The following is a 21,715-nucleotide window of genomic DNA, read 5'->3' on the forward strand; positions in this document are numbered from 1 at the left end:
CGGGGTCAGACCCTCAACACCGCTCACACATAGCTCAGCGCCATCACAAACGGGGGTCTGACCCCAGTTTTCAACTACGGTCGAATGGTACGATAAATCACCGGATTGCCCGCCAGCGCCACGGCGCTGATTGCATACGCGTCCTGGATTTCCTTGACGGCTTGCTGCGCCGCCGCTTCCGTGCGCGCGTGCACCATGGCCAGCGGCTGGCCAACGGCCACTTGCTCGCCCAGGCCCACGAGGTCCGTCAGGCCGACGGCAAAATCGATGCTGTCGCTCGGACGGCGGCGGCCACCGCCCAATGCCACGACTGCCAGGCCGATGGCGCGGCAATCGCGCACGTTGGCAAAGCCGGCCGACAGCGCTGGCGCCGGCACGACGAACGGCGCCTGTTCCAGGTGTTTATCAGGATGCTCGACCAGATCGGCCGGGCCGCCCAGGGCCGACACCATGCGCGCAAAGCGCTCTGCCGCTTCGCCCGAATCGAGGGCCGCGATCAATTTCACGCGCGCTTCCTCTTCGGTGGCGGCCAGGCCGCCCAGCACCAGCATCTCGGCGCACAGCGCCAGGGTGACTTCGTGCAGGCGCGCGGGACGCGAACGGCCCGTCAGGTAATCCATGGCGCCGCGCACTTCCAGCGCATTGCCGGCGTATGGCGCCAGCGCCTCGTTCATGTCCGTCAGGATCGCCGACGTCTGCATGCCCGCGCCATTGCCGACGGCGACGATGCTCTCGGCCAGTTCCACCGACTTGTCGTAGGTGGGCATGAAGGCACCGGAACCCACTTTCACGTCCATCACCAGCGCGTCCAGGCCGGCCGAGAGTTTCTTCGACAGGATGGAGCCGGTGATCATCGCCACCGATTCCACCGTGGCGGTGACGTCGCGGATGCTGTAGAAGCGCTTGTCAGCCGGCGCCAGCTGCGCCGTCTGGCCGATGATGGCCACGCCGATCTCCTGCACTACCTTGCGGAACAGTGCATTGTCCGGCACCGTGCAGTAGCCGGGAATGGCGTCGAACTTGTCGAGGGTGCCGCCCGTGTGGCCCAGGCCGCGGCCCGAGATCATCGGCACGTAACCGCCGCACGCGGCGACCATGGGGCCCAGCAGCAAGGAGACCACGTCGCCCACGCCGCCCGTCGAATGCTTGTCGACGATGGGGCCCGACAGGTTCAGCGAGCGCCAGTCCAGCACCTGGCCGGAATCGCGCATGGCCAGGGTGAACGCCACGCGCTCGTCCATGTTCATGTCGTTGAAATAGACGGCCATGCCGAGCGCCGCGATCTGCCCTTCGCTGACGCTGCCGTCAGTGATGCCGCGTACGAAAAACTGGATTTCCTCGGCGCTCAGGACGCCCTTGTCGCGCTTCTTGCGGATGATTTCCTGGGTCAAAAACATGGAATAACTCCAATAAAAATAGGTTTGGGGTCAGTCCCTGCGGGATCGGGATACGCCCAATGGCGTATCCCCCCGACGGGTCTGACCCCAGCTTTGCAATTCCAACGATCAGTCAGTTAAACGCCGTAAGGTATCCACACGTTTTTCACTTGCGACGCATGCGCCAGCACGGCACGGCCGCCGCTTTGCGCGGCGCTGTACCAGTCGCGGCCCTTGGCGCCGCCGACCCAGGTGCGCTTCAGGGTGCCGGCCGACAGGCGCTCGACTTCCGCGCAACCGTCGGCGGAGCCGTCATGGCGCCAGACGGCGTCGATGTCGGCGTGCGTGGCCAGGGTGCGCGCCAGTTCATCGGCGTTGCCGCTGATGATGTTGACGACGCCGCCCGGCAGGTCGGACGTGTCGAACACCTGGTACAGGTCCAGCGCGGACAGCGGATGCGCTTCCGACGGCACCACCACCACGCGGTTGCCCAGCGCGATGGCCGGCGCCACCAGCGAAATGAAGCCCAGCAGTGGCGCTTCATTCGGGCAGACGATGCCGATCACGCCGACCGCTTCATTGAGCGCCACGGTGATGCCCTTGGTTGGCGGCTGGTGCGCCAGGCCGTCGTACTTGTCGGCCCAGGCGGCGTAATAGAACAGGCGCTCGATCGAAGCCTGCACTTCCTTCTCCGGATTTTTACTGCCCGTCATGGCGGCGATGCGGGCGGCGAATTCGTCGGCGCGCGCTGCCAGGTTTTCGGCGATGTAGTACAGCACTTGCGCGCGGTTGTGCGCCGTGGCGCTGGTCCAGCCGGACGCTTTATGGGCCGCTTCGACGGCGTTGCGGATGTCCTTGCGGCTGCCCACGCCCACTTCGGCCAGCAAGGCGCCATTCGCGCCGAACACGGGCACGCTGTAGGCGCTGTCAGGGCGCGCCTGCTTGCCGCCGATGTACATCTTGGCCGTGCGGTCGATGGCGAACGGGTCGGCTGCCGCCGGCTTCGCGTTGGCCTTGGCCTTCGCTTCCACCAGCGGCAGGGCCGGACGCGCATCTTCGGCCAGGGCCGTCATGTATTCCAGCATGCCTTCGCGGCCGCCTTCGCGGCCGAAACCCGATTCGCGGTAGCCGCCGAAGCCGCAGGCCGCATCGAACTGGTTGGCGCTGTTGATCCACACCACGCCAGCCTTGATGGCGGGCGCGATATCGAGGGCCAGGCTGATCGACTCGGTCCACACGCTGGCGGCCAGGCCGTACACCGTGTTGTTCGCCAGCTGCACCGCTTCGGGCGGCGTGCGGAAGCTCATGGCCACCAGCACGGGGCCGAAGATTTCAGCCTGCGCCACGGCGGCCGAGGTCGACGCGCCCGTGATCAGGGTGGGCGGGAACCACGAGCCGTCAGCCGGCAGTTCGCACGCCGGTTGCCACACGTCGCAGCCTTCGGCGCGGGCCGAATCGACGAGCGCGGCGATGCGCTGGCGCTGCACGGGGTCGACCAGCGCGCCCACGTCCATCGATTTGTCCAGCGGTGAGCCGAGACGCAGGTTTTCCATGCGCGCGCGCACCTTGTTCAGGAAGCGCTCCTGAACCGATTCCTGCACCAGCAGGCGCGAACCGGCGCAGCACACTTGCCCCTGGTTGAACCAGATCGAATCGACCAGTCCTTCCACGGCGCCGTCCAGGTCCGCGTCTTCGAAGACGATGAACGGCGACTTGCCGCCCAATTCGAGGGACAGCTTCTTGCCGCTGCCGGCCGTCGCTTCACGAATGAGGCGGCCCACTTCGGTGGAACCCGTAAACGCGATCTTGTCGACGCCAGGATGGTTGACGATGGCCGAGCCCACTCTGCCGTCGCCCGTGACGATGTTGACCACGCCGGCCGGCACGCCCGCCTGCACGCACAATTCGGCGAACAGCATGGCGGTCAGCGACGTGAATTCGGCCGGCTTGAAGACGACCGTGTTACCGGCCGCCAGGGCCGGGGCGATTTTCCACGACAGCATCAGCAGGGGGAAATTCCACGGCACGATCTGGCCCACCACGCCCACGGCGCGGTAGTCGGCGAATTCTTCGGACTGCAGCTGCGCCCAGCCGGCATGATGGTAGAAATGACGCGCGGCCAGCGGCAGGTCGATATCGCGCGTTTCACGGATGGTCTTGCCGTTGTCCAGGGTTTCCAGCACGGCGAACAGGCGCGAATGCCTTTGCAGCAGACGGGCCAGCGCGTACATGACCTTGGCGCGGCCATGGCCTCCCATGCCTTGCCATACGGGCAGCGCGCGGCGCGCCGCTTCCACGGCCCGTTCCACGTCCGCATCGGTCGCTTGCGTCAGTTCGGCCAGCTGCGTGCCGTCGGCCGGATTGGTCGAGGCGAACAGTTCGGCCGGCTCGCTCCAGGCGTTGTCGATGAACAGGCCGAACTTGCGCTGATGGCCGTCGAGCCATGCTTGCGCTTCTTTTTGACTTTCGGGAGCAGGGCCGTAGTCCATAGTATTGAGAATCTCGTTAATTGTTGGCATGACGATTGTTCTTTAAGGTTGTGCGTGACGATGATTGGCCGAGTAGCTGCCGGTGACGTAGTGCTCGAGCTGGCGCTCGATGTCGGTCAGCAGGCTGGAAGCGCCGATGCGGAACAGGTGCGGCTGCAGCCATTCGTTGCCCAGCTCTTCCTTCATCAGGGTCAGGTATTGCAGCGCGCTCTTGGCCGAGCTGACGCCGCCGGCCGGCTTGAAGCCCACCTTGAAACCCGTCTGTTCATAGTATTCGCGCACCGTGCGCACCATCGTCAGGGCCACGGGAATGGTGGCGTTGACGCTTTCCTTGCCGGTGGACGTCTTGATGAAATCGGCGCCCGCCATCATGCACACCCACGACGCCTTGGCCACGTTTTCCATGGTCAGCAAGTCGCCCGTGGCGAGAATCGCCTTCACGTGCGCTTCGCCGCACGCCTTGCGGTAAGCCAGCATTTCGTCATACAGCACTTGCCAGTTGCCGTTCAGGACATGCTGGCGCGTGATGACGATATCGATTTCCGAAGCGCCCGCGGCGACCGACAATTCGATCTCGCGCAGCTTCGTTTCCATGTTCGTCAGGCCGGCCGGGAAGGCGGTCGACACGGCGGCGATGGGCAAGCGGCCCTGGATGACTTTCACGGCCGGTTGAATCATCTCGTGGTACACGCACACGGCGCCGGTGCTCAGCTGCGTCAGGCCCAGCGCGTCCATCAGGTCGGCGCGCAGCGGGCGCATGGCCTTCATGCACAGGCGCTCCACGCGGCCCGGCGTATCGTCGCCGCCCAGGGTGGTCAGGTCGATCATCTGGATGGCTTTCACCAGCCAGGCGGCCTGGTATTCCTTTTTCACGGTACGGCGGTTCGCCAGGCTGGCCGCGCGGCGGTCCGTCGCGGCGCGGTTGACGCGGATCTGGTTGATCCAGCCCAGGTCGAGGCCAACGGCCTCGTTACGCTTGAATTCGGGGTGCATGAGTGTCATAACAAGCTGGTTCCATTAGCAAGTGGTGGTACGCCAAGGTGCTTGGCGAGGGTTTGGCCAATATCGGAGAAGGTCTCGGAAATACCCAGCGCGCGCGGGGCGACGCCGGGGCCGAAGAAGATCATCGGAATGTGTTCACGGGTGTGGTCGGAGCCGTGCCAGGTGGGGTCGCAGCCATGGTCGGCGGTGATCACGACCAGGTCGCCGTCCTTCAGCTTGGCCATGAATTCCGGCAGGCGCGCATCCATTTCGCGCAGCGCGTCGGCATAGCCTTCGACGTTGCGGCGGTGGCCGAATGCCTGGTCGAAATCGACGAAGTTGACAAAAGTGAGCGACTTGTCCTGCACTTCATCGGCCGTCTTCAACAGCGCTCCAAACAGCGCCATGTTGTCGACACCCTTCACGACTCTGGAAATACCCTGGGTGGCGAAAATGTCGCTGATCTTGCCCAGGCCGACGACTTCGCCGCCCGCATCCTTGACGTGGTCGAGCAGGGTCTTGCTTGGCGGCGCCACCGCATAGTCGTGGCGGTTGGAAGTGCGCGTGTAGTTGCCGTTGCTGCCGGTGAACGGACGGGCGATGACGCGGCCGATGTTGTACGGCTCGACCAGCTTGAAGGCCATTTCGCACACTTCGTACAGGCGCTCGAGGCCGAACGATTCTTCGTGCGCGGCGATCTGCATCACCGAGTCGCCCGAGGTGTAGATAATCAGCTTGCCGGTGGCGACGTGCTCGTCGCCATGCTTGTTGATGATGTCCGTGCCCGAGGCATGGCAGTCGCCGAGGAAGCCCGGCACGCCGGACAGGGCTTTCAGTTTGTCGGTCAGGTCGGCCGGAAACGACGGCGTGGTGCGGGGAAAATATCCCCAGTCGAATTCGACGGGCACGCCGGCGATTTCCCAGTGGCCGCTCTGCGTGTCCTTGCCGGTGGAGCGCTCGCGCGCCGCGCCGTAGGCGCCGGTGAAACCGTCGCGCTGGTCGAAGCCCGTGGCCCATTCGCCGCTGGCCAGGTGCGCTGCGGCGCCCAGGCCCAGGCGTTCCATGTTCGGGAGTTTCAAGGTCTTGCCGCTTTTGGCGACAGTGCTGGCAATGTGGCCAAAGGTATTGGCACCTGCGTCGCCATACTTGGCGGCGTCTGGCGTTGCGCCAAGGCCGAAGGAATCAAGCAGGAGGATAAATGCGCGTGACATGATAAGGCTCGCTTTATGGAGTGATGCAAAGATGATGCGGTCAGTGTAGGCCGGATTTTCCCGGTCTGCCGCGCGGCAGCGCCGGTGGCCGGCGCGCCGCTACTGCGTAAAAAAGTGCTTAGGCTTGCGGCGTAGCCGATACGGTCGCCAGGAAGGCCAGAATCAGCTTGACCAGGTCTTTCGCGCCGATGGCCGCGTATTTCAGGGTTTGTTCGTGCGACAGGGCGAATGGCGACATGCCTTCGGCCAGGTTGGTGATGACGGACACGCCCACCACTTTCAGATCGCAATGGCGGGCCGAGACCACTTCCGGCACCACGGACATGCCGACCGTGTCGGCGCCCAGGCGCGCCATCATGCGGATTTCGGCGGCCGTCTCGAAGTTCGGGCCAGGGTAGGCAACGAACACGCCTTCGTGCAGGGTGATGCCATTAGAGGCTGCCGTGTCCTTGACCAGCTTGCGCAGGTCCGCATCGTAGGCGTTGGCCATGCTGAAGAAGCGCGGGCCGAAGCGGTCGTCGTTCGGGCCGACCATCGGCGTGCCTGGCAACAGGTTGATATGGTCGCTGATGGCGACCAGACTGCCGGCGTCCACTTCAGGGCGCAGGGAACCGGCGGCGTTGGTAACGAACAGCATTTCGCAGCCCAGCAGTTTCAAGGTGCGGATGGCGCTCGTCATCACGCCCATGCCATAGCCTTCATAGAAATGGCCACGGCCCTTCATGCAGACGACGGCGACGCCCGACAAGGTGCCGACCACCAGTTCGCCGGCATGGCCGTGCACGGTGCTGATCGGGAAACCCGGCAATTCGTCAAAGCTGATGCTGACGGCGTCCGTCATTTGCTCGGCCAACACGCCCAGGCCGGAGCCGAGGATCATCGCCACGCGCGGCTTGAAATTTTCTGGGGCGCGGGCACGGATGATTTCGGCGGCGTGGAAAGGGGTGTTGTTCGACATGGTTATCCTCTGATTGACTAATGATGATTGGTTGCTGCCTGCACGGCCGTGCCCGGTATGGACTGCGGCCCAGGTAGCGGGTATGTATGGTGTTACTGGTATATCGAAATGCGTATGGCTGTATTTGCCGCCACTATGCATCAAACGGAATATGTATGGCAAATACCATTTTTCTTGCCCATTTATACAATTCAAATATAAATGGCCGATATTATAGTCGAGGCTAGCCCAGGCCGGCCATGCCCGGGAAATGCATGCATACAAGCTCCATACGAAGGTTTTTTATGCGAGCTTGACACCAATCAGACAAATGTTTAAAGTTTCGGACAAATGTCTATCCTTTCAGTGAAACCTTGTGACCGATACCAATAAAAAAGACCAGCTATATGCGCTGATCCGCAACAACCCCTTCATCTCGCAGCAAGACCTGGCGAGCGAGCTGGGCTTGTCGCGCTCGGCCGTCGCCGGCCATATCGCCGGGCTGATCCGCGAGCGACGCCTGCTGGGACGCGCCTACGTGCTGCCCGACAGCCGTCCCGTGCTGTGCATAGGCGCCGCCAACCTCGACCGCAAGATGCGCACGCTGGCAACCTTGCAGATGGGCACCTCGAATCCCGTGCGTTCGGAAGAAGTGTTTGGCGGCGTGGGCCGCAACATCGCGGAAAACCTGGCCCGGCTGTCGATTCCCGTCGCCCTGCTGACGGCCCTGGGCGACGATGCGGCCGGCCACGCGCTGCAGACGCACGCGGAAGACGCGGGCATCGACATGCGCGGCAGCCTGCATTTAAGCAACACCAGCAGCGGCACCTATACCGCCGTGCTCGACGAGCATGGCGAAATGCTGCTGGCGATGGCCAACATGCAACTGTACGAACAGCTGACGCCGGCCTTTTTGCACAGCCGCCAGCCGCAGCGCGCCGCCGCCGCCCTCACCGTCTGCGACCTGAACCTGGGCCACGACAGCGTGCAGGCACTGCTGGCCGATGCGCGCCAGGACGCGGCCCGCGCGACGCCGCTCGTCATCGTCGCCGTCTCGCAGCCGAAGATGGCGCACCTGCCGCAAGACCTGACGGGCTTGCACCTGCTGATCCTGAACCGGGGCGAGCTGGAAACGCGCGTGGCGCACCCCTTGCCGACGGCGTTCGAGGTGCGCGCCGCCTGCCGCGAAGTGCAGCGCCAGGGGGCGCGCCAGGTGATCGTCACCTGCGGCGGCGAAGGCGTGTATTTCACGGATGGCGACCATCTTGATGCACCCATCGTGCACCTGGCCGCGCGCGAAGTGGACGCCGTCGACGTGACGGGCGCAGGCGACGCGTTTTCCGCCGCCGTCTGCTGGTCGCTGTACCACGACATCAGCGACTTGAAACTGGCTTGCCGGCGCGGCCTGAAGCTGGCGGCCATGACCCTGGAATCGGCTGCCACCGTCTCGCCCCTGATTTCGGCCGGCGCCCTCGACGACATCGACGACGCCGACCTGGCGCCGCCTCCCCCTACCCTCTTTCAACAGGATTGACATATGACGCAACTGAATAATTTCCTCTCGTTCTCGCAAGAAGTGCTCGATGCGCGCGCCGCCGGCAAGGCCATCGTGGCGCTGGAATCGACCATCATTTCGCACGGCATGCCGTATCCGCAAAACGTGGAAATGGCGCGCGAAGTGGAACAGATCATCCGTGACGGCGGCGCCGTGCCGGCCACCATCGCCATCATCGGCGGCAAGATCTGTGTGGGCCTGTCGCCGGAGCAGCTGGAATTGCTGGGCACCTCGCCCGACGCCATGAAGGTCAGCCGCCGCGACCTGCCGTTCGTCCTGTCGCAGGGCAAACTGGGCGCCACCACCGTGGCCGCCACCATGATCTGCGCGGAACTGGCTGGTATTGCCGTGTTCGTCACGGGCGGCATCGGCGGCGTGCACCGCGGCGCGGAAACGAGCTTCGACATTTCCGCCGACTTGCAGGAATTGGCGCACACGTCCGTGGCCGTCGTCTGCGCGGGCGTCAAATCCATCCTCGACATCGGCCTGACCCTGGAATACCTGGAAACCCACGGCGTGCCCGTCATCAGCGTGGGCCAGGAAGATTTCCCCGCCTTCTTCACGCGCGAAAGCGGCTTCAAGGCCGATTTCCGCCTCGACACGGCCGCCGAGCAGGCCGCCTTCATCGGCACCAAGTGGCAGCTGGGCTTGAAAGGCGGCGTGATCGTCAGCAACCCCGTGCCGGCCGCGCAAGCGATGCCCAAGGAAGAAATCGATGCGATCACCACGCAAGCCTTGCAGGAAGCGGACGCGGGCGGCGTGAAGGGCAAGCAAGTCACGCCATTCCTGTTGTCGCGCATCAAGCAGCTGACGGATGGCCGCAGCCTGGCGACGAATATCGCGCTGGTCAAACACAATGCCCAAGTCGGCACCGCGCTGGCCATTGCCATGCAGGCGGTCGTGGCACGATAATAGGACCGCTGTAAAGAAAGCGCGCGCGCCGTTACCGGTCCGCGCGCCGTTCCATCGCCAGGCACCACGCAACGCCAAGGAAAGCATGTCCATCGATCTGAAACAGTTAAAGTATTTTCTTGCCGTTGCCGAGGAGAAAAGCTTCAGCCGCGCCGCCGAGCGCCTGCATATCTCGCAGCCGCCCCTGAGCCAGCAGATCATGAAACTGGAAAGCGAACTGGGCGTGCGCCTGTTTGCGCGCACCACGCGCACGTTCGAGCTGACCGTGGCGGGCAAGGCGTTGATGAACGAGGCGGCCGAGCTGCTGGCCAAGATGCGCATGACCATCGATACCATCCGCCAGATCGACCGCGGCGAAGTGGGCCGCTTGCGCGTGGGCATCGTCGGCTCGGCCATGTGGGGCCCCATCCCCAGCCTGCTGGAAGAATTCCAGACCAAATTTCCCCGCGTCACCTGGACCATCCATGAATTCGGTCCCACGGTGCAATACGAAGCCTTGCGCGCCAAACAGATCGACGTGGGTTTCTGGCGCGAACCCAAGCTCAACGACGACGACTTGCGGCACGACAATCTGCGCCAGGAACTGTGCTTCCGCGAAAACGTCTGCGTGGCCGTCAATGAACACCATCCGCTGGCGAAAAACACGGCCATCGAGCTGATCGACATCGCCCACGAGCCGATGCTGACCCTCAACCTGGACAAGTCCGCGTTCCCCCGCTACCTGGTGCAATGCTGCATCAACGCCGGTTTCGAACCCGTGATTTTCCAGGAAGCAAGCGAACCGCAAACCCTGCTGGCCATGGTGGGTGCGGGCCTGGGCGTGACCCTGGTGCCGGAAACGACGAGCCGCATCGGCTGGCCCGGCGTGGTATTTCTGCCGATCAAGACCAATCCGCCGTCGGCCAACTTGTATATCAGCTACACGACGCTCGACGACGCTCCCGTCGTGCGGGCTTTCTTGAACATCATCAATCCCCCAGCTAATTGAGGAAAAGCCTCAAGCGTCAGCAAGCAACGGCAACCCCAAAAGCAGCAAGACCGGGGTCGGACCCTCAGGGACTCGGCGTCCCCGTCCGACCCCAGCCCTTCGTTTTGGGTTTGCATTTCAATTTATATGGCTATCATATAAATAGCTAAACAAAAACGTATTTGTCATACATATCTGGCATGATGCATAGTGATTCGGACGCCCATCGCGGCGCCGGTTCTGTGCCTGCCCTGCCCGTCCACTGACGGCGCATCCCAGCCCGCTCCGGCAGCCCCATTCGATGTTGTACCTATAAAAGAGACGGGGCGCGACTGTTGCATGAGCATCACACTGTCGACATGAAAGCACGCGAGGTCAGCAATGATCTTGTGCGATACAGTGCAATGTTGATAAGGAATTATCACCTCGTGCATCAAAAACAGGCTAAATCGGCCCCAAATTATATGTTTCACCTATAAAAAATATACAATATCGATCTTCCAGGAGCCAATTCATGAAACTTACACAATTTAGTTTGACGATCGCAGCCGTATTTCTGACTGCTCAAGCGTCCGCGGCTACCCCAAAACTGGGTGTCGTGTATGACGCGGGCGGCAAGTTCGACAAGTCGTTCAACCAATCCGCTTTCGAAGGCGCATCGCGCTTCAAAAAAGACACGGGCATTTCCTTCATCGAAGTGCAGGCATCGAGCGATACGCAGGCTGAACAAGTCATGCGTGGCTTGGCCCGCAAGAAACTCGACATGATCGCCGCCATCGGCTTTGCGCAAACGCAAGCCGTGCAAAAGGTCGCCAAAGAATTTCCGAACGTAAAATTCGTGCTGATCGACGGCCAGGCCGCCGGCAGCAACGTCAATTCCGTCGTCTTCAAGGAAGAAGAAGGCTCCTACCTGGTCGGTGTGGCTGCAGCCATGGCCAGCAAAAGCAAGAAGGTCGGCTTCATCGGCGGCATCGATATTCCCCTGATCCGCAACTTCGCCTGCGGCTACGCGCAAGGCGTCAAGGCAGTCAATCCGAAGACGGAAATCACGCAAAACATGGTCGGCACCACGTCCGGCGCCTGGAATGACCCGGCCAAGGGCGGCGAACTGGCCCGCTCGCAATTCGAGCGCGGCGTCGATGTCGTGTTCGCCGTCGCTGGCGGCAGCGGCATGGGCACCCTGCAAATGGCCAAGGAAAAAGGCAAGCTGGCGATCGGCGTCGATTCGAACCAGAACCATTTGTATCCAGGCAGCATCCTGACCTCGATGGTCAAGCGCGTCGACAACACGGTCTACGACAGCTTCATGCAAGTCAAGAACGGCACCTGGAAGGGCGGCGTCAGCTATAAAGGCTTGAAAGAGGGCGGCGTGGATTGGGCACTCGATGAGAATAACCGCAAGCTGATTACGCCGGAAATCGAAAAACGCGTGTTGGGTGCGCGTAAGGACATTATCGATGGCAAGATCAAAGTGATCGATTACCGCGTCGGCAGCAGCTGCCCGGTTTAATTTTTCTCCGTATCTTTTAGCGCGCCGCCGGGGCCTGTCTCCGCGCGGCGCGTTTCCATGAAACTATCCAGTTATGAACCTATGCAGCCAGCAGTAGAATTTCGCAGCATTTCCAAGCAGTTTGGACATGTGAAGGCGAACGCCGACGTCAGCTTCTCCATCGCCAAGGGCAGTATCCACGGCCTGGTGGGAGAGAACGGCGCCGGAAAATCAACCTTGATGAGCATCCTGTACGGGTACTACCGTGCCGACGGCGGAGAAATCCTGCTCGACGGGAAAGTACAGCCTATCCGCAACAGCCAGGAAGCGATCAACCTCGGCATCGGCATGGTGCACCAGCACTTCATGCTGGTCGAGAACTTCACCGTCCTCGACAATATCATGCTGGGCACGGAAGGCGGTTTTCGCCTGGCCAGCCACCGCAAGGAAGCGGAAGCGAAACTGCGCGAGATTTGCGCGCGCTACCGCCTCGACGTCGACCCGCTGGCGAAGATCGAAGACTTGTCCGTCGGCGCGCAGCAGCGCGTGGAAATCCTCAAGCAGATTTACCGCAGCGCCAATATTCTGATCCTCGACGAGCCGACGGCCGTGCTGACGGCCCAGGAAACGGCCTCGCTGTTTGAAATCCTGCGCCTGTTCAAGGAACAAGGCAAGACCATCATCCTGATCACGCACAAGCTGCAAGAGATCCTGGAAATCACCGACAACGTCACCGTCATGCGCGGCGGCACGGTGGTCGGCGCCGTGGCAACGGCCGGCACCTCGAAAGAGGAACTGGCCAACATGATGGTGGGCCGCCCCATCCAGAGCCACCTGCCCCGTGCACCATACAATCCGGGCGCCACGGTGCTGGAAGTGGCTGATCTGCAACTGGCCGACGAGCAGCAAGTCAAATTGCTGGCCGATATAGGTTTCAACTTGCGCGCCGGCGAAATCGTCGCCATCGCGGGCGTTTCCGGCAATGGCCAGAGCGAGCTGCTGGAAATTCTGTCGGGCATGCGCTTGCCCACGTCCGGCAAGCTGCGCTTCCTGGACAAGGACTTGCCGTTTGCCAAGCGCCACGATGCCGACGGCTTGCCGCTGGCCTTCCGCGAGCTGGGCATCGCCCACATTCCGGAAGACCGCTTGCGCGATGGCGTGGTGAAGAATTTTTCCGTCATGCAAAACACCATCCTCGGTTACCAGGACCACCTGAAAAACCGCTGGGGCCTGTTCAACTTCAAGGCCATCGGCGCCCGCTGCGCGGAACTGCTGAAAACGTTTGACGTGCGCCCGGCCAATCCGGACCTGCGCATCGGCTTATTGTCAGGCGGTAACCAACAAAAGGTGGTGATCGCGCGCGAAGTGCTGGCCAAGCCGAAACTGATGCTGGTGGGGCAACCCACGCGCGGCGTCGACATCGGCACCATCGAAAGCATCCATACGCAATTGCTGGCCCTGCGCGACGCGGGCGTGGCGATCCTGCTGGTGTCCGTCGAACTGGAAGAAGTGCGGGCGCTGGCCGACCGCATTCTCGTCATGTGCGGCGGACGCATCACCGGCGAACTGAAAATTGAAGAATTCGATACCACCCGCATCGGTCTGTTGATGGGGGGAATGCATAAATCATGAATAACGACTTGCCACGCTGGGCGACAGCCTTTGTCATGCCCATGTTAAACCTGCTGTCGGCCTTGCTGGTCGCGGCCCTGGTGATTTATATGCTGGGCGAAGACCCGGCCGAATCGCTGTTGATCCTGATCAACAGCGCCATCCTCAATCCGGAAGGCTTGAGCTACACGCTGTTCTACGCCAGCACCTTCATTTTCACGGGCCTGTCGGTTTCCGTGGCCATGCAGGCCGGCCTGTTCAATATCGGTTCCGAAGGCCAGATGTATATCGGTGGCCTGGGCTTGACGGTGGCCATGCTGGCCTTCGACCAGACCCTGCCTGCCTGGCTCTTGATTCCGGCCGCCATGATCGGCGCTGCCCTGTTCGGCGCGCTGTGGGGCTTTTTGCCCGGTTATCTGCAAGCGAAGCGCGGCAGCCATATTGTGGTGACCACCATCATGTTCAACTTCATCGCCGCCAGCCTGATGAATTTTATTATCGTAAAGTACCTGATTCCGCCGGGCGAGCAGAACACGGCCAGCCGCGTATTTGCGGAAAGCGGCGAAATGCCGCGCCTCTCCACCTGGTTCCCGTCGCTTGGCGACACGCCGCTGAACATCAGCTTTATCCTGGCGATCGCCGCGCTGGTGATCTACGGCGTGATGGTATGGCGTTCGTCGTGGGGCTTCAAGCTGCGCGCCACGGGCCTCAACAAGCACGCGGCCCACTATGCGGGCGTGTCGATCAGCAAGATGATCATCATCGTCATGCTGATCTCGGGCGCGCTGGCGGGCCTCGGCTCCGTCAATTCCATCATGGGTTCGACGCACTATTTGTCGCTCAATTTCGTCGGTGGCGCCGGCTTCATCGGCATCGCCATCGCCCTGATGGGCCGCCAGCATCCGGTCGGCATCTTTTTGTCGGCCGTGCTGTTCGGCGCGCTGATCCAGGGTGGCTTCGACCTGTCGCTGGAAAAACCGAATATCCCAACTGAAACTTTCATTTTCATCCAGGGCTTGATCATCCTGTTCTGCGGCGCCATGGAAAACTTCTACGCACCGGCCATTTCCGCCCTGCTCAAGCGCACCAAAGGCTAACACCATGACACTCGACGACTTTCAATTCGCCAGCATCCTGGTATCGACCGTGCGCAATGCGCCCGTCCTGATCTTTGCCGCCATGGCCGGCCTGTTTGCCGAACGCAGCGGCATGATCGACATCGGCCTGGAAGGCAAGATCCTGGCGAGCGCCTTCGCTTCCGCAGCCGTGGCCTACACGACGCAAAACCCGTATTACGGCATGGCTGCCGGCATGCTCGTCTGCGTCGCCCTGGCCCTGCTGCAGGCGTACGTCAGCATCACGCAAAAGGGCAACCAGCTGGTGGCCGGCATGGCGATCAACATCGCCATGAGCGGACTGACCTTCGTGCTGGCGCAATTCTTCTTCCAGCAAGGCGGCCGCACGCCCGACCTCGGTTCGGCGCGGCTGTTCGACGTGGTCTTGCCGGGCACGCAGTACGTGGAGCATATTCCCTTCATCGGCTGGGTGTATGCCCATCTGATCGGCGGCCATTCCATCCTCGTCTACGTGGCCTTCCTCTTGATCCCGCTCGTGCACTGGCTGCTGTACCACACGCGTTTCGGCCTGCGCCTGCGCGCCTGCGGCGAAAACCCGCATGCGGCCGACTCGGCCGGCGTGAGCGTGGAAGCGACGCGCTACCTGGCCATGCTGGTGGCCGGCATCCTGTGCTCGTTCTCGGGCGCGTATCTGGCCATCGTGCAAAGCGGCTTCTTCCTGCGCGACATGTCGGCCGGCGCCGGCTATCTGGCCCTGACGGCCATGGTGTTCGGCAACTGGCGCCCCGTCTACACCTTCCTCGGCTGCCTGATGTTCGGCTTCTTCGCCGCCATCCAGATTCAAATTGAAGGCGTGGACTTGCCCGTCGTGGGCCGCATCCCCGGCTCGCTGATCCAGATGGTGCCGTACGTCGTCACCGTGATCGTGCTGGCGGGCTTGATGGCGAAATCCATCGCGCCGAAGGCTATCGGCATTCCGTTTGTAAAGTCTCGTTAAGAGCACCTGAGAAAATACCCATGGCGTCGTTGCCTTGCCTCGTCGTACATTCGTACTGCCTTCGGCAAGACGCCTAGCCCTGGGCATTTTTCAGGCGCTCCCTAAAATGACAAAAAGCGAAGCCTTTGGGCTTCGCTTTTTTTACGCCTGAGCAATCTCGTCCACCGAGAAATACACGGGTAAACCGAGATCCTGCGCCACGGCCACCATCTGGTCCGCTCCGCCAGACGCACCGCCGATACGCAGCACGGCATCGCAATGGCTCAATAAACGCGTCGAGTGCGCGTGGAACAGTTCCTCATACACGGCATCGCCCACCTGGCTTGAGCCTGCCAGCGCCAGCATGGGCAAGGCCAGCCATTCACCGAGCACGGGCATGTGGCCCTTGGCATACAGGGGCAGGCAGACGGCTTCCATGGCTGCCACATTCGCCGCCATCAGGGCCGGGTCGTCGCCCGTGCCGGAGCGGTAGGGGCCGGCAACGAGAATCTGCAGCGCCCGTTTGCTTGGCATCAAGTGCAGCTGCGCATGCTGCAGCAGCATGATGGTCTTGCCGTCGCAGATGCGCCCGTCAGCCACCATCCGCATCGCTTGCGCCAGCGGCAACTCCAGCACCTCGATGTCTTCGCCCTCGTGCGCCAGGCCGCCGCCGTCGCCGATGCGGCTGGCGGGGTCGTATTCGGCGACAAAGAAATGCAGGCGTTCCGTCACGGAACCGGGGCTCATGAAGGCCTGGAACACCTTGTGCACCTGCCCCACCCGGTAACCGGTTTCCTCTTCCACCTCCGCGCGGATGCGCTGCTCGGCGCTGGCTTCTTCCAGCAAGCCGGCGGCCGACTCGATGAGAAAACCATCGTGGCCTTCGCGGTAGGTAGGAAAGCGGAACTGGCGTATCAGGATCACCGTGCGTTTGGCCTTGTTGTAGAGCAGGATGGTGGCGCCATCACCGCGGTCATAGGTCTCCCGCGTCTGCGTCTGCCATTCGCCATCGTGGCGCAGATAGTCGAACGTGGTTTTTTGCAGCAGATACCAGTCGTGCGACAGGGTTTGCACCTGCTGGATGCGGACCCGTTCCTGCTTGCTATTTTCTTCGCGCATAGTGTCTCCTTGTGTTTACATGTGCTTGCCTTCGCCGACTTTATCATGCAAACTCGTGCAATATCAAGAAAATACAAGAACACTCAAGAAAAACCATGCTGACACATCAACGCAAACAATACCTGCTGGACTTGCTCCAGCGCGAAGGGCAGATCGTCGCCAAGGCCGTCAGCGATAGTCTGGGCTTGTCGGAAGACACGATACGGCGCGATCTGCGCGAATTGGCGAAAGAAGGGTTATTGGAGCGTGTGCACGGCGGCGCCCTCCCCTTGCTGCCAAGTTCACCCGCGCTGGCGCCGTTTGCGGCCCGCGAACAACTTTCGCCGCAAGCCAAGCCCGCCATCGGACGCGCGGCGGGCGCCATGATACAAACGGGGCAAGTGGTGTTTCTCGATGGCGGCACGACCGCCGTGCAGCTGGCGCGCCAGCTGCCGCGCGATTTGCGCGCCACCGTCGTCACGCACAGCCCCTCGGTTGCCGTCGAGCTGGTGCATCACCCGTTCATCGAGGTGCTGATGCTGGGCGGGCGCCTGTACAAGCACTCGATCGTGGGCGTCGGCGCGGCCACCGTGGAAGCCATCGGCCGCATCCGCGCCGACCTGTATTTCATGGGCGTATCCAGTCTGCATCCGCAGGCGGGCATCACCACGGGCGATTACGAAGAAGCATGCGTGAAGCGTGCCTTGAGCGAGGCGTCAAACCGCACCGTCGTGCTGGCCTCGCCGGAAAAGTTCAACACGGCTTCGCCGTTTCAAATCGCACCCATGAGCCAGGTCAACGATATCATCGTGCACCGCGACGTGGAAGACGCCCTGGTCTCGCCCTTCCGCGAGATGGGAATCGCCATCACCCTGGCATGAAAAAAGCGGCCCGCGGGCCGCTTTTCACTCATTTCACTGCGGCCAAATCGCCTGCAGCACGGCGGCCAGGCGATAGCCCGCCTCGGTCAGCTGCTGCTTCGCCAGCGCAGAACTCGGTACCGGATAGTTGTCCGGCACCGTCAGGGTCCAGACGTTGTAGACCTCGCCCTTGCGGCTGGTCTGCTGCGTGGCCGGGTCGGCCACCACGTCCGTGAAAGCAATCTTGGACGCCGCCAGCGAGGCATCGGCCCACTGATACGGCCAGGTGGCGGGGTCGCCAGTATTGGCGCTCACCACAGGCGCGCTGGCGATCACGGTGCGGGCGAACTGCTGCGGCGTGCGCGTGCTCAGGCGGCGCATGGCGTAGTCGACCACGGTCGTATCCCAGTAGGAATGCAGTGGCCTGGTGGGCGACTTCGGATAGCTGCTGGCAGGCTTGGCATCGCCCTCGTCTACCAGCAGCGGCGCGGGAATCACGGCGTCCGACAGGGCCGTCATCTTCGCATCGTCGAGCAGCAAGTCGTTGCCGCCGCGCGCATTGAAAACCGCGACGTCATCGATCTGCGCCTGCGTGGCGGGCACGAAAAACTGGCCATCCTTGCCGAGAAATGCATTGCCCACATGCAGCGGCTGGTGGATATCGCCCACCAGGTGCGTGATCAGGATCAAGGCTTCGCGCTGGCTGAAGCCGTGCGGATTGCTGGCCGCATCGGCCTTGCCCTGCAACACCAGGATCGCCCGCTTGAGCGTCTGCACGATATCGTCATCGGCCGTGCCCACGCCATGGTCGTGGTAATGCGCATGTTGAAAAGGCACGTTCGTGTAGTGATATTCGCCATGCTTGGGATTCGCCGCCACATAGCTCAACATCTCCGGCGATTGCGGGCCGCAATACGTGCCCTTCACGCAGTCGGGCCAGTTGGCGATCTTTTCCAGGCTTTCGCCGGGCAACAGCAACCTGGCCACCTGGGCCTGGGCCACGCTGCCTTTGAGCAATAGATCGGCGATGGCACCTACGGCGCGGTGGCCGTCATTGCCCCAGGCCAGCACATTGCCGGAAGCGAATGCGGCGCCCAGCGCCAGCACACTCAGCAGTTTTTTCATGTTATTCCTTGCCTTGCGGCGTGGCTTTCGCCGGCTTCGGATATTGCTTGTTGATGTCGATCGGTTGCGCATATGCCGAGCTCCACGTCTGCTCATGCAGCGCAGCGATGCGTTGCGCCATCTGCTCGTTGCGCAGTACCACTTCCAGGTTGCGCGACAAGTCGAAATAGCCGCCCGCCCAGTTGCTCGTGCCGACCCAGGCCAGCTTGCCATCGATGCTCATGGTCTTGCTGTGGATCACGCGCGCAAACGGGATGAAACCCGTCGAGGCCGTGGGAATCGTCACGATGCGGATTTCCACGTTCGGCACCAGGGCCAGGCTTTTCAGGTAGGCGATGGCCGGCGCTTCCGTATTCCAGGCGGACACCATCAGCTTGATTTTGACGCCACGCTGGGCGGCGGCGCGCACGGCGTTGTCGATCACGGCGTAGTACGGCCGCGTGCGGTTCGGGCCATACGACAGCGGCGCATAGTCGAGCAACTGGATGCGCACTTCGTTTTTCGCTTCCGCCAGCAGGGCGGGCAAGCCCGTTTCCGAGTCGCCCACGCCGGCCGGGTTGTAGGCGTTCGGGCTGGCCAGCAGGAAAGCGTTTTGCGCGTAATTGGCCGGCACGACCTTGCTGTTGAGCACCGTGGCGCGGCTGCCTTGCGACGTCAGCGCCTGGGCTTGCCAATCCTGTTCAAAAATCGCCTGCACCTGGCCCACCATGGCGGGTTCCGTGATCTTCAAGCCCGTTTCATGGATGTGCTCGAACGAGCGCCAGTCGAAGTTCTGGCTGCCGATGTACGCGACTTCACCATCGACGGCCAGGTATTTCGCGTGCACGATGCCGTTGCCCGTGATTTTATTGAAATCGATGAGGCGCAAGTCCAGGTTGGGAATCGCCTTGATGCGGGCGATGGTCGCCGCTTCCGACAGGCCCACGCCCTTCTGGTCCAGCAGGAAGCGGATCTTCACGCCGCGCTGGCCGGCGGCCGTCAAACTGGCCAGCACCTTTTCAAAGGCCGTGCCCGGTTTGCTGACGGCATAGAACTGGGCGATGACGATCTCTTTCTTGGCCGAATCGAACAGCTCGCGCCACACGGCGACGGGTTCGCGCAGGTCGGGATTGGTCAAGCTCGTTTCCACGGGCGAGGTGTGCACCAGCTCAAAGCCGGGTATCGTGAAATCGGCGTGGGCCGTGCCCGCGAACAGGCTGGAGAGAAGAACGGAAACAAATAAGCGACGCATGGTTATTCCTTGTAGATTATTTGACGCGCACGATGCGGCCCGCCGACGTGGCGCTGCCAGCCGGCTTGCCGGCGCGCGCGCGGGCGATCAGGTAATCGCTGAAGGCGTCGATGTCGCGCACGCCCGTGTCGAGCCGGCGCGTGCCGGCCGCCAGCACGGTGAAGCGGTCGCCGCCGCCAGCGAGGAAACTGTTGGCGGCGACACGGTATTGTTGATTGTCTTCCAGAGGAATGCCATTGAGCATGATGCTGCCCGGCAGCACGCGCTGGCCCTGGGGCCGCGTGCTGTCCCAGCGATAAGTAAAACCTTCGGACACTTGCAGCAGATTGTTCTCCTCCGCTTCGGCGCCCGGCCATTGCTGCTCGAGCAAGGTACGGATTTGCGCGCCGGACAGACTGACGACGATCAGGGTATTGCCGAACGGGACAACTGCCTGGTTCTGACCCACATTCGTCATCAGGCCGGCACCCGCTTCCAGGTCCTTGCGGATGCCGCCATTGTTCATCAAGCCGATTTGTGCACCGGCAGCGCGTGCGCCGAACAGGGTGCTGTCGGCCACCAGGTCGCCCAGCGCGGAAGCGCCGCCGCCCTTGGTGCTGCGGCCCACGCTGGGCACGGCGATGGCGGCCACGGGACGCGACAATTCGGCTGCGCTGCGCTGCTTGACCGATTCCAGGTAGGCTGCCACGGCAGGGTCCGGCTCATACATGCCTGGCAACATGACGACGTTTTGCGCGCTGGCATCAACAACGGCATTCTTGACGGGATCGACCTTGAGCTTGATGCGCGTCAACATGTGCCCGCCCATCTGTGCCTGCGTCACCAGCCGGCCATCGACGCGGCACAGATAGCCCTGGTGCGAATGGCCGCTGATGACCAGCTGGATGGCCGGGTCGAGGCGCTTGACCACGTCGACCACTTCGCCCTTCAGGTGGCTGCAGTCGGGCTGGTCGACGGCTTCCTTCGTCTCGCCGCCCTGGTGCAGCAGCACGACGAACACGCCCACGCCCTGCGCGCGCAACTGCGGCAAGGTGGCGTTGATGGCGTCCGCTTCATCGCCGAACTGCAGGCCGGCAATGCCGGCGGCCGTCACCACGGACGGCGTATCTTTCAGCACGGCGCCGATCAGGCCCACCTTGACGCCATGCGCCTCTTCGATGCGGTAGGCGGGCAGCAGGGACTTGCCCGTCTGCGTGTCGATGACATTGGCCGCCATATAGGTATAGCTGGCGCCCTTGAAGTCGGGCGTGAACTTGCAGGCCTTGTCGGCGCGCGATGACTCGCAACCGCCGCGCTGCTGGCGCAGCAATTCCGCCTTGCCCTGGTCAAATTCATGGTTGCCGACGGAGCTGGCTTTCATGCCCAGCATGTTCATGGCGACGATGCTCGGTTCGTCCGCCCACAGCGCCGACATGGCGGGGCTGGCGCCGATCAGGTCGCCATTGCCGACAAAAATCAGCTGCGCATCTTCGCGGCGCCACGCTGTCAATGCGCCGGACAAGGTATCGATGCCGCCCGCCTGCACCGTCTGGCTCCCGGCATCGGCAGCGCTCGTGTAGGTGAATTTGCTGCGGTCGAGGTTGCCGTGGAAGTCGTTCAGGGCGACCAGGTTCACTTCAATCGGGCCGCTGCGTGCAGCCTGTGGTGCGACAGCGAAATGGCTGCAGCCAGACAGGGTCAGAATCAGGGCCGCAGTGGCGACCGGAGTGCGTAGGAAGTGAGCCATGGGATCAATATGTAAAAAGAGAAAGGTTAAACGATCTTGTCTATAAAAAAAACGGCTGGTGTCGCCACCAGCCGTTTTTTACTTGCCAAGCTACG

16 protein-coding genes and 1 pseudogene are annotated in these 21,715 nt (G+C 62.4%); 8 read left to right on the plus strand and 9 right to left on the minus strand.

The features are described 5' to 3' along the window. Positions 1-74: 74 nt before the first annotated feature. The 5 genes from deoA to xapA all read right to left on the minus strand — a co-directional run bounded on the left by deoA (position 75) and on the right by xapA (position 7,015). Entirely contained in the window at positions 75-1,397 is a 1,323-nt protein-coding gene (deoA, locus tag AC1RBA_RS17235) for a thymidine phosphorylase (RefSeq protein WP_492419282.1), read from the minus strand. Between the two features lie 116 nt (positions 1,398-1,513). Further along, the gene (locus tag AC1RBA_RS17240; protein ID WP_492419284.1) at positions 1,514-3,895 is read right to left on the minus strand and encodes an aldehyde dehydrogenase family protein; all 2,382 of its coding nucleotides are present in this window, start codon (positions 3,893-3,895) and stop codon (positions 1,514-1,516) included. Between the two features lie 12 nt (positions 3,896-3,907). Then, positions 3,908-4,867, minus strand: a complete 960-nt coding sequence (deoC, locus tag AC1RBA_RS17245; protein WP_070219318.1) for a deoxyribose-phosphate aldolase — start codon at positions 4,865-4,867, stop codon at positions 3,908-3,910. Beyond that, the gene (locus tag AC1RBA_RS17250) at positions 4,864-6,057 is read right to left on the minus strand and encodes a phosphopentomutase (RefSeq protein ID WP_492419286.1); all 1,194 of its coding nucleotides are present in this window, start codon (positions 6,055-6,057) and stop codon (positions 4,864-4,866) included. Before AC1RBA_RS17250 ends, deoC begins: the two co-directional genes overlap by 4 nt. Positions 6,058-6,175: 118 nt before the next feature. Then, positions 6,176-7,015: a xanthosine phosphorylase gene (gene xapA / locus AC1RBA_RS17255; protein ID WP_070312734.1), complete on the minus strand. Its 840-nt coding sequence runs from the start codon at positions 7,013-7,015 to the stop codon at positions 6,176-6,178. Between the two features lie 355 nt (positions 7,016-7,370). On the opposite strand from xapA, the gene AC1RBA_RS17260 reads away from it, so the two are divergent. The 7 genes from AC1RBA_RS17260 to AC1RBA_RS17290 all read left to right on the plus strand — a co-directional run bounded on the left by AC1RBA_RS17260 (position 7,371) and on the right by AC1RBA_RS17290 (position 15,601). Beyond that, positions 7,371-8,528, plus strand: a complete 1,158-nt coding sequence (locus AC1RBA_RS17260) for a carbohydrate kinase (RefSeq protein ID WP_492419288.1) — start codon at positions 7,371-7,373, stop codon at positions 8,526-8,528. 3 nt (positions 8,529-8,531) lie between these two features. Beyond that, complete coding sequence (locus AC1RBA_RS17265; RefSeq protein ID WP_492419290.1) at positions 8,532-9,461, plus strand: pseudouridine-5'-phosphate glycosidase; 930 nt, start codon at positions 8,532-8,534, stop codon at positions 9,459-9,461. 85 nt (positions 9,462-9,546) lie between these two features. Next, a complete protein-coding gene (locus AC1RBA_RS17270) occupies positions 9,547-10,449 on the plus strand; it encodes a LysR family transcriptional regulator (RefSeq protein WP_070219321.1) in 903 nt (300 codons plus the stop codon). Between the two features lie 493 nt (positions 10,450-10,942). Beyond that, positions 10,943-11,938, plus strand: coding sequence for a BMP family lipoprotein (locus AC1RBA_RS17275; RefSeq protein ID WP_070219322.1), 996 nt, complete (start codon positions 10,943-10,945; stop codon positions 11,936-11,938). An 81-nt stretch (positions 11,939-12,019) separates the two neighbouring features. Continuing rightward, positions 12,020-13,549 (plus strand): ABC transporter ATP-binding protein, encoded by a 1,530-nt coding sequence (locus AC1RBA_RS17280; RefSeq protein ID WP_492419292.1) that lies wholly within the window; start codon positions 12,020-12,022, stop codon positions 13,547-13,549. Then, a complete protein-coding gene (locus AC1RBA_RS17285) occupies positions 13,546-14,625 on the plus strand; it encodes an ABC transporter permease (RefSeq protein ID WP_474294894.1) in 1,080 nt (359 codons plus the stop codon). Before AC1RBA_RS17280 ends, AC1RBA_RS17285 begins: the two co-directional genes overlap by 4 nt. A gap of 4 nt (positions 14,626-14,629) precedes the next feature. Continuing rightward, positions 14,630-15,601 (plus strand): ABC transporter permease, encoded by a 972-nt coding sequence (locus tag AC1RBA_RS17290; protein ID WP_034754516.1) that lies wholly within the window; start codon positions 14,630-14,632, stop codon positions 15,599-15,601. 507 nt (positions 15,602-16,108) lie between these two features. Here AC1RBA_RS17290 and AC1RBA_RS17295 read toward each other — a convergent pair. Further along, positions 16,109-16,699, minus strand: a pseudogene (locus tag AC1RBA_RS17295) (NUDIX domain-containing protein); the annotation flags it as partial. A 95-nt stretch (positions 16,700-16,794) separates the two neighbouring features. Here AC1RBA_RS17295 and AC1RBA_RS17300 point away from each other — a divergent pair. Next, on the plus strand, positions 16,795-17,559 hold the full coding sequence (locus AC1RBA_RS17300; protein ID WP_492419294.1) for a DeoR/GlpR family DNA-binding transcription regulator: 765 nt from the start codon (positions 16,795-16,797) through the stop codon (positions 17,557-17,559). 33 nt (positions 17,560-17,592) lie between these two features. Here the strand turns inward: AC1RBA_RS17300 and AC1RBA_RS17305 are convergent, their stop codons facing one another. From AC1RBA_RS17305 to AC1RBA_RS17315, 3 genes are read right to left on the minus strand one after another with little or no spacing between them, the layout of a single operon-like run. Next, a complete protein-coding gene (locus AC1RBA_RS17305) occupies positions 17,593-18,663 on the minus strand; it encodes a S1/P1 nuclease (protein WP_492419295.1) in 1,071 nt (356 codons plus the stop codon). Position 18,664: 1 nt separating this feature from the next. Beyond that, positions 18,665-19,894, minus strand: coding sequence for a phospholipase D-like domain-containing protein (locus AC1RBA_RS17310; RefSeq protein ID WP_492419296.1), 1,230 nt, complete (start codon positions 19,892-19,894; stop codon positions 18,665-18,667). A 16-nt stretch (positions 19,895-19,910) separates the two neighbouring features. Next, positions 19,911-21,620 carry a bifunctional metallophosphatase/5'-nucleotidase gene (locus AC1RBA_RS17315; RefSeq protein WP_492419297.1) on the minus strand — a complete coding sequence of 570 codons (1,710 nt, stop codon included), beginning with the start codon at positions 21,618-21,620 and terminating at the stop codon, positions 19,911-19,913. Positions 21,621-21,715: the final 95 nt, after the last annotated feature.

The sequence above is a fragment of the Janthinobacterium sp. GW823-FHT03B06 genome, assembly GCF_058796955.1.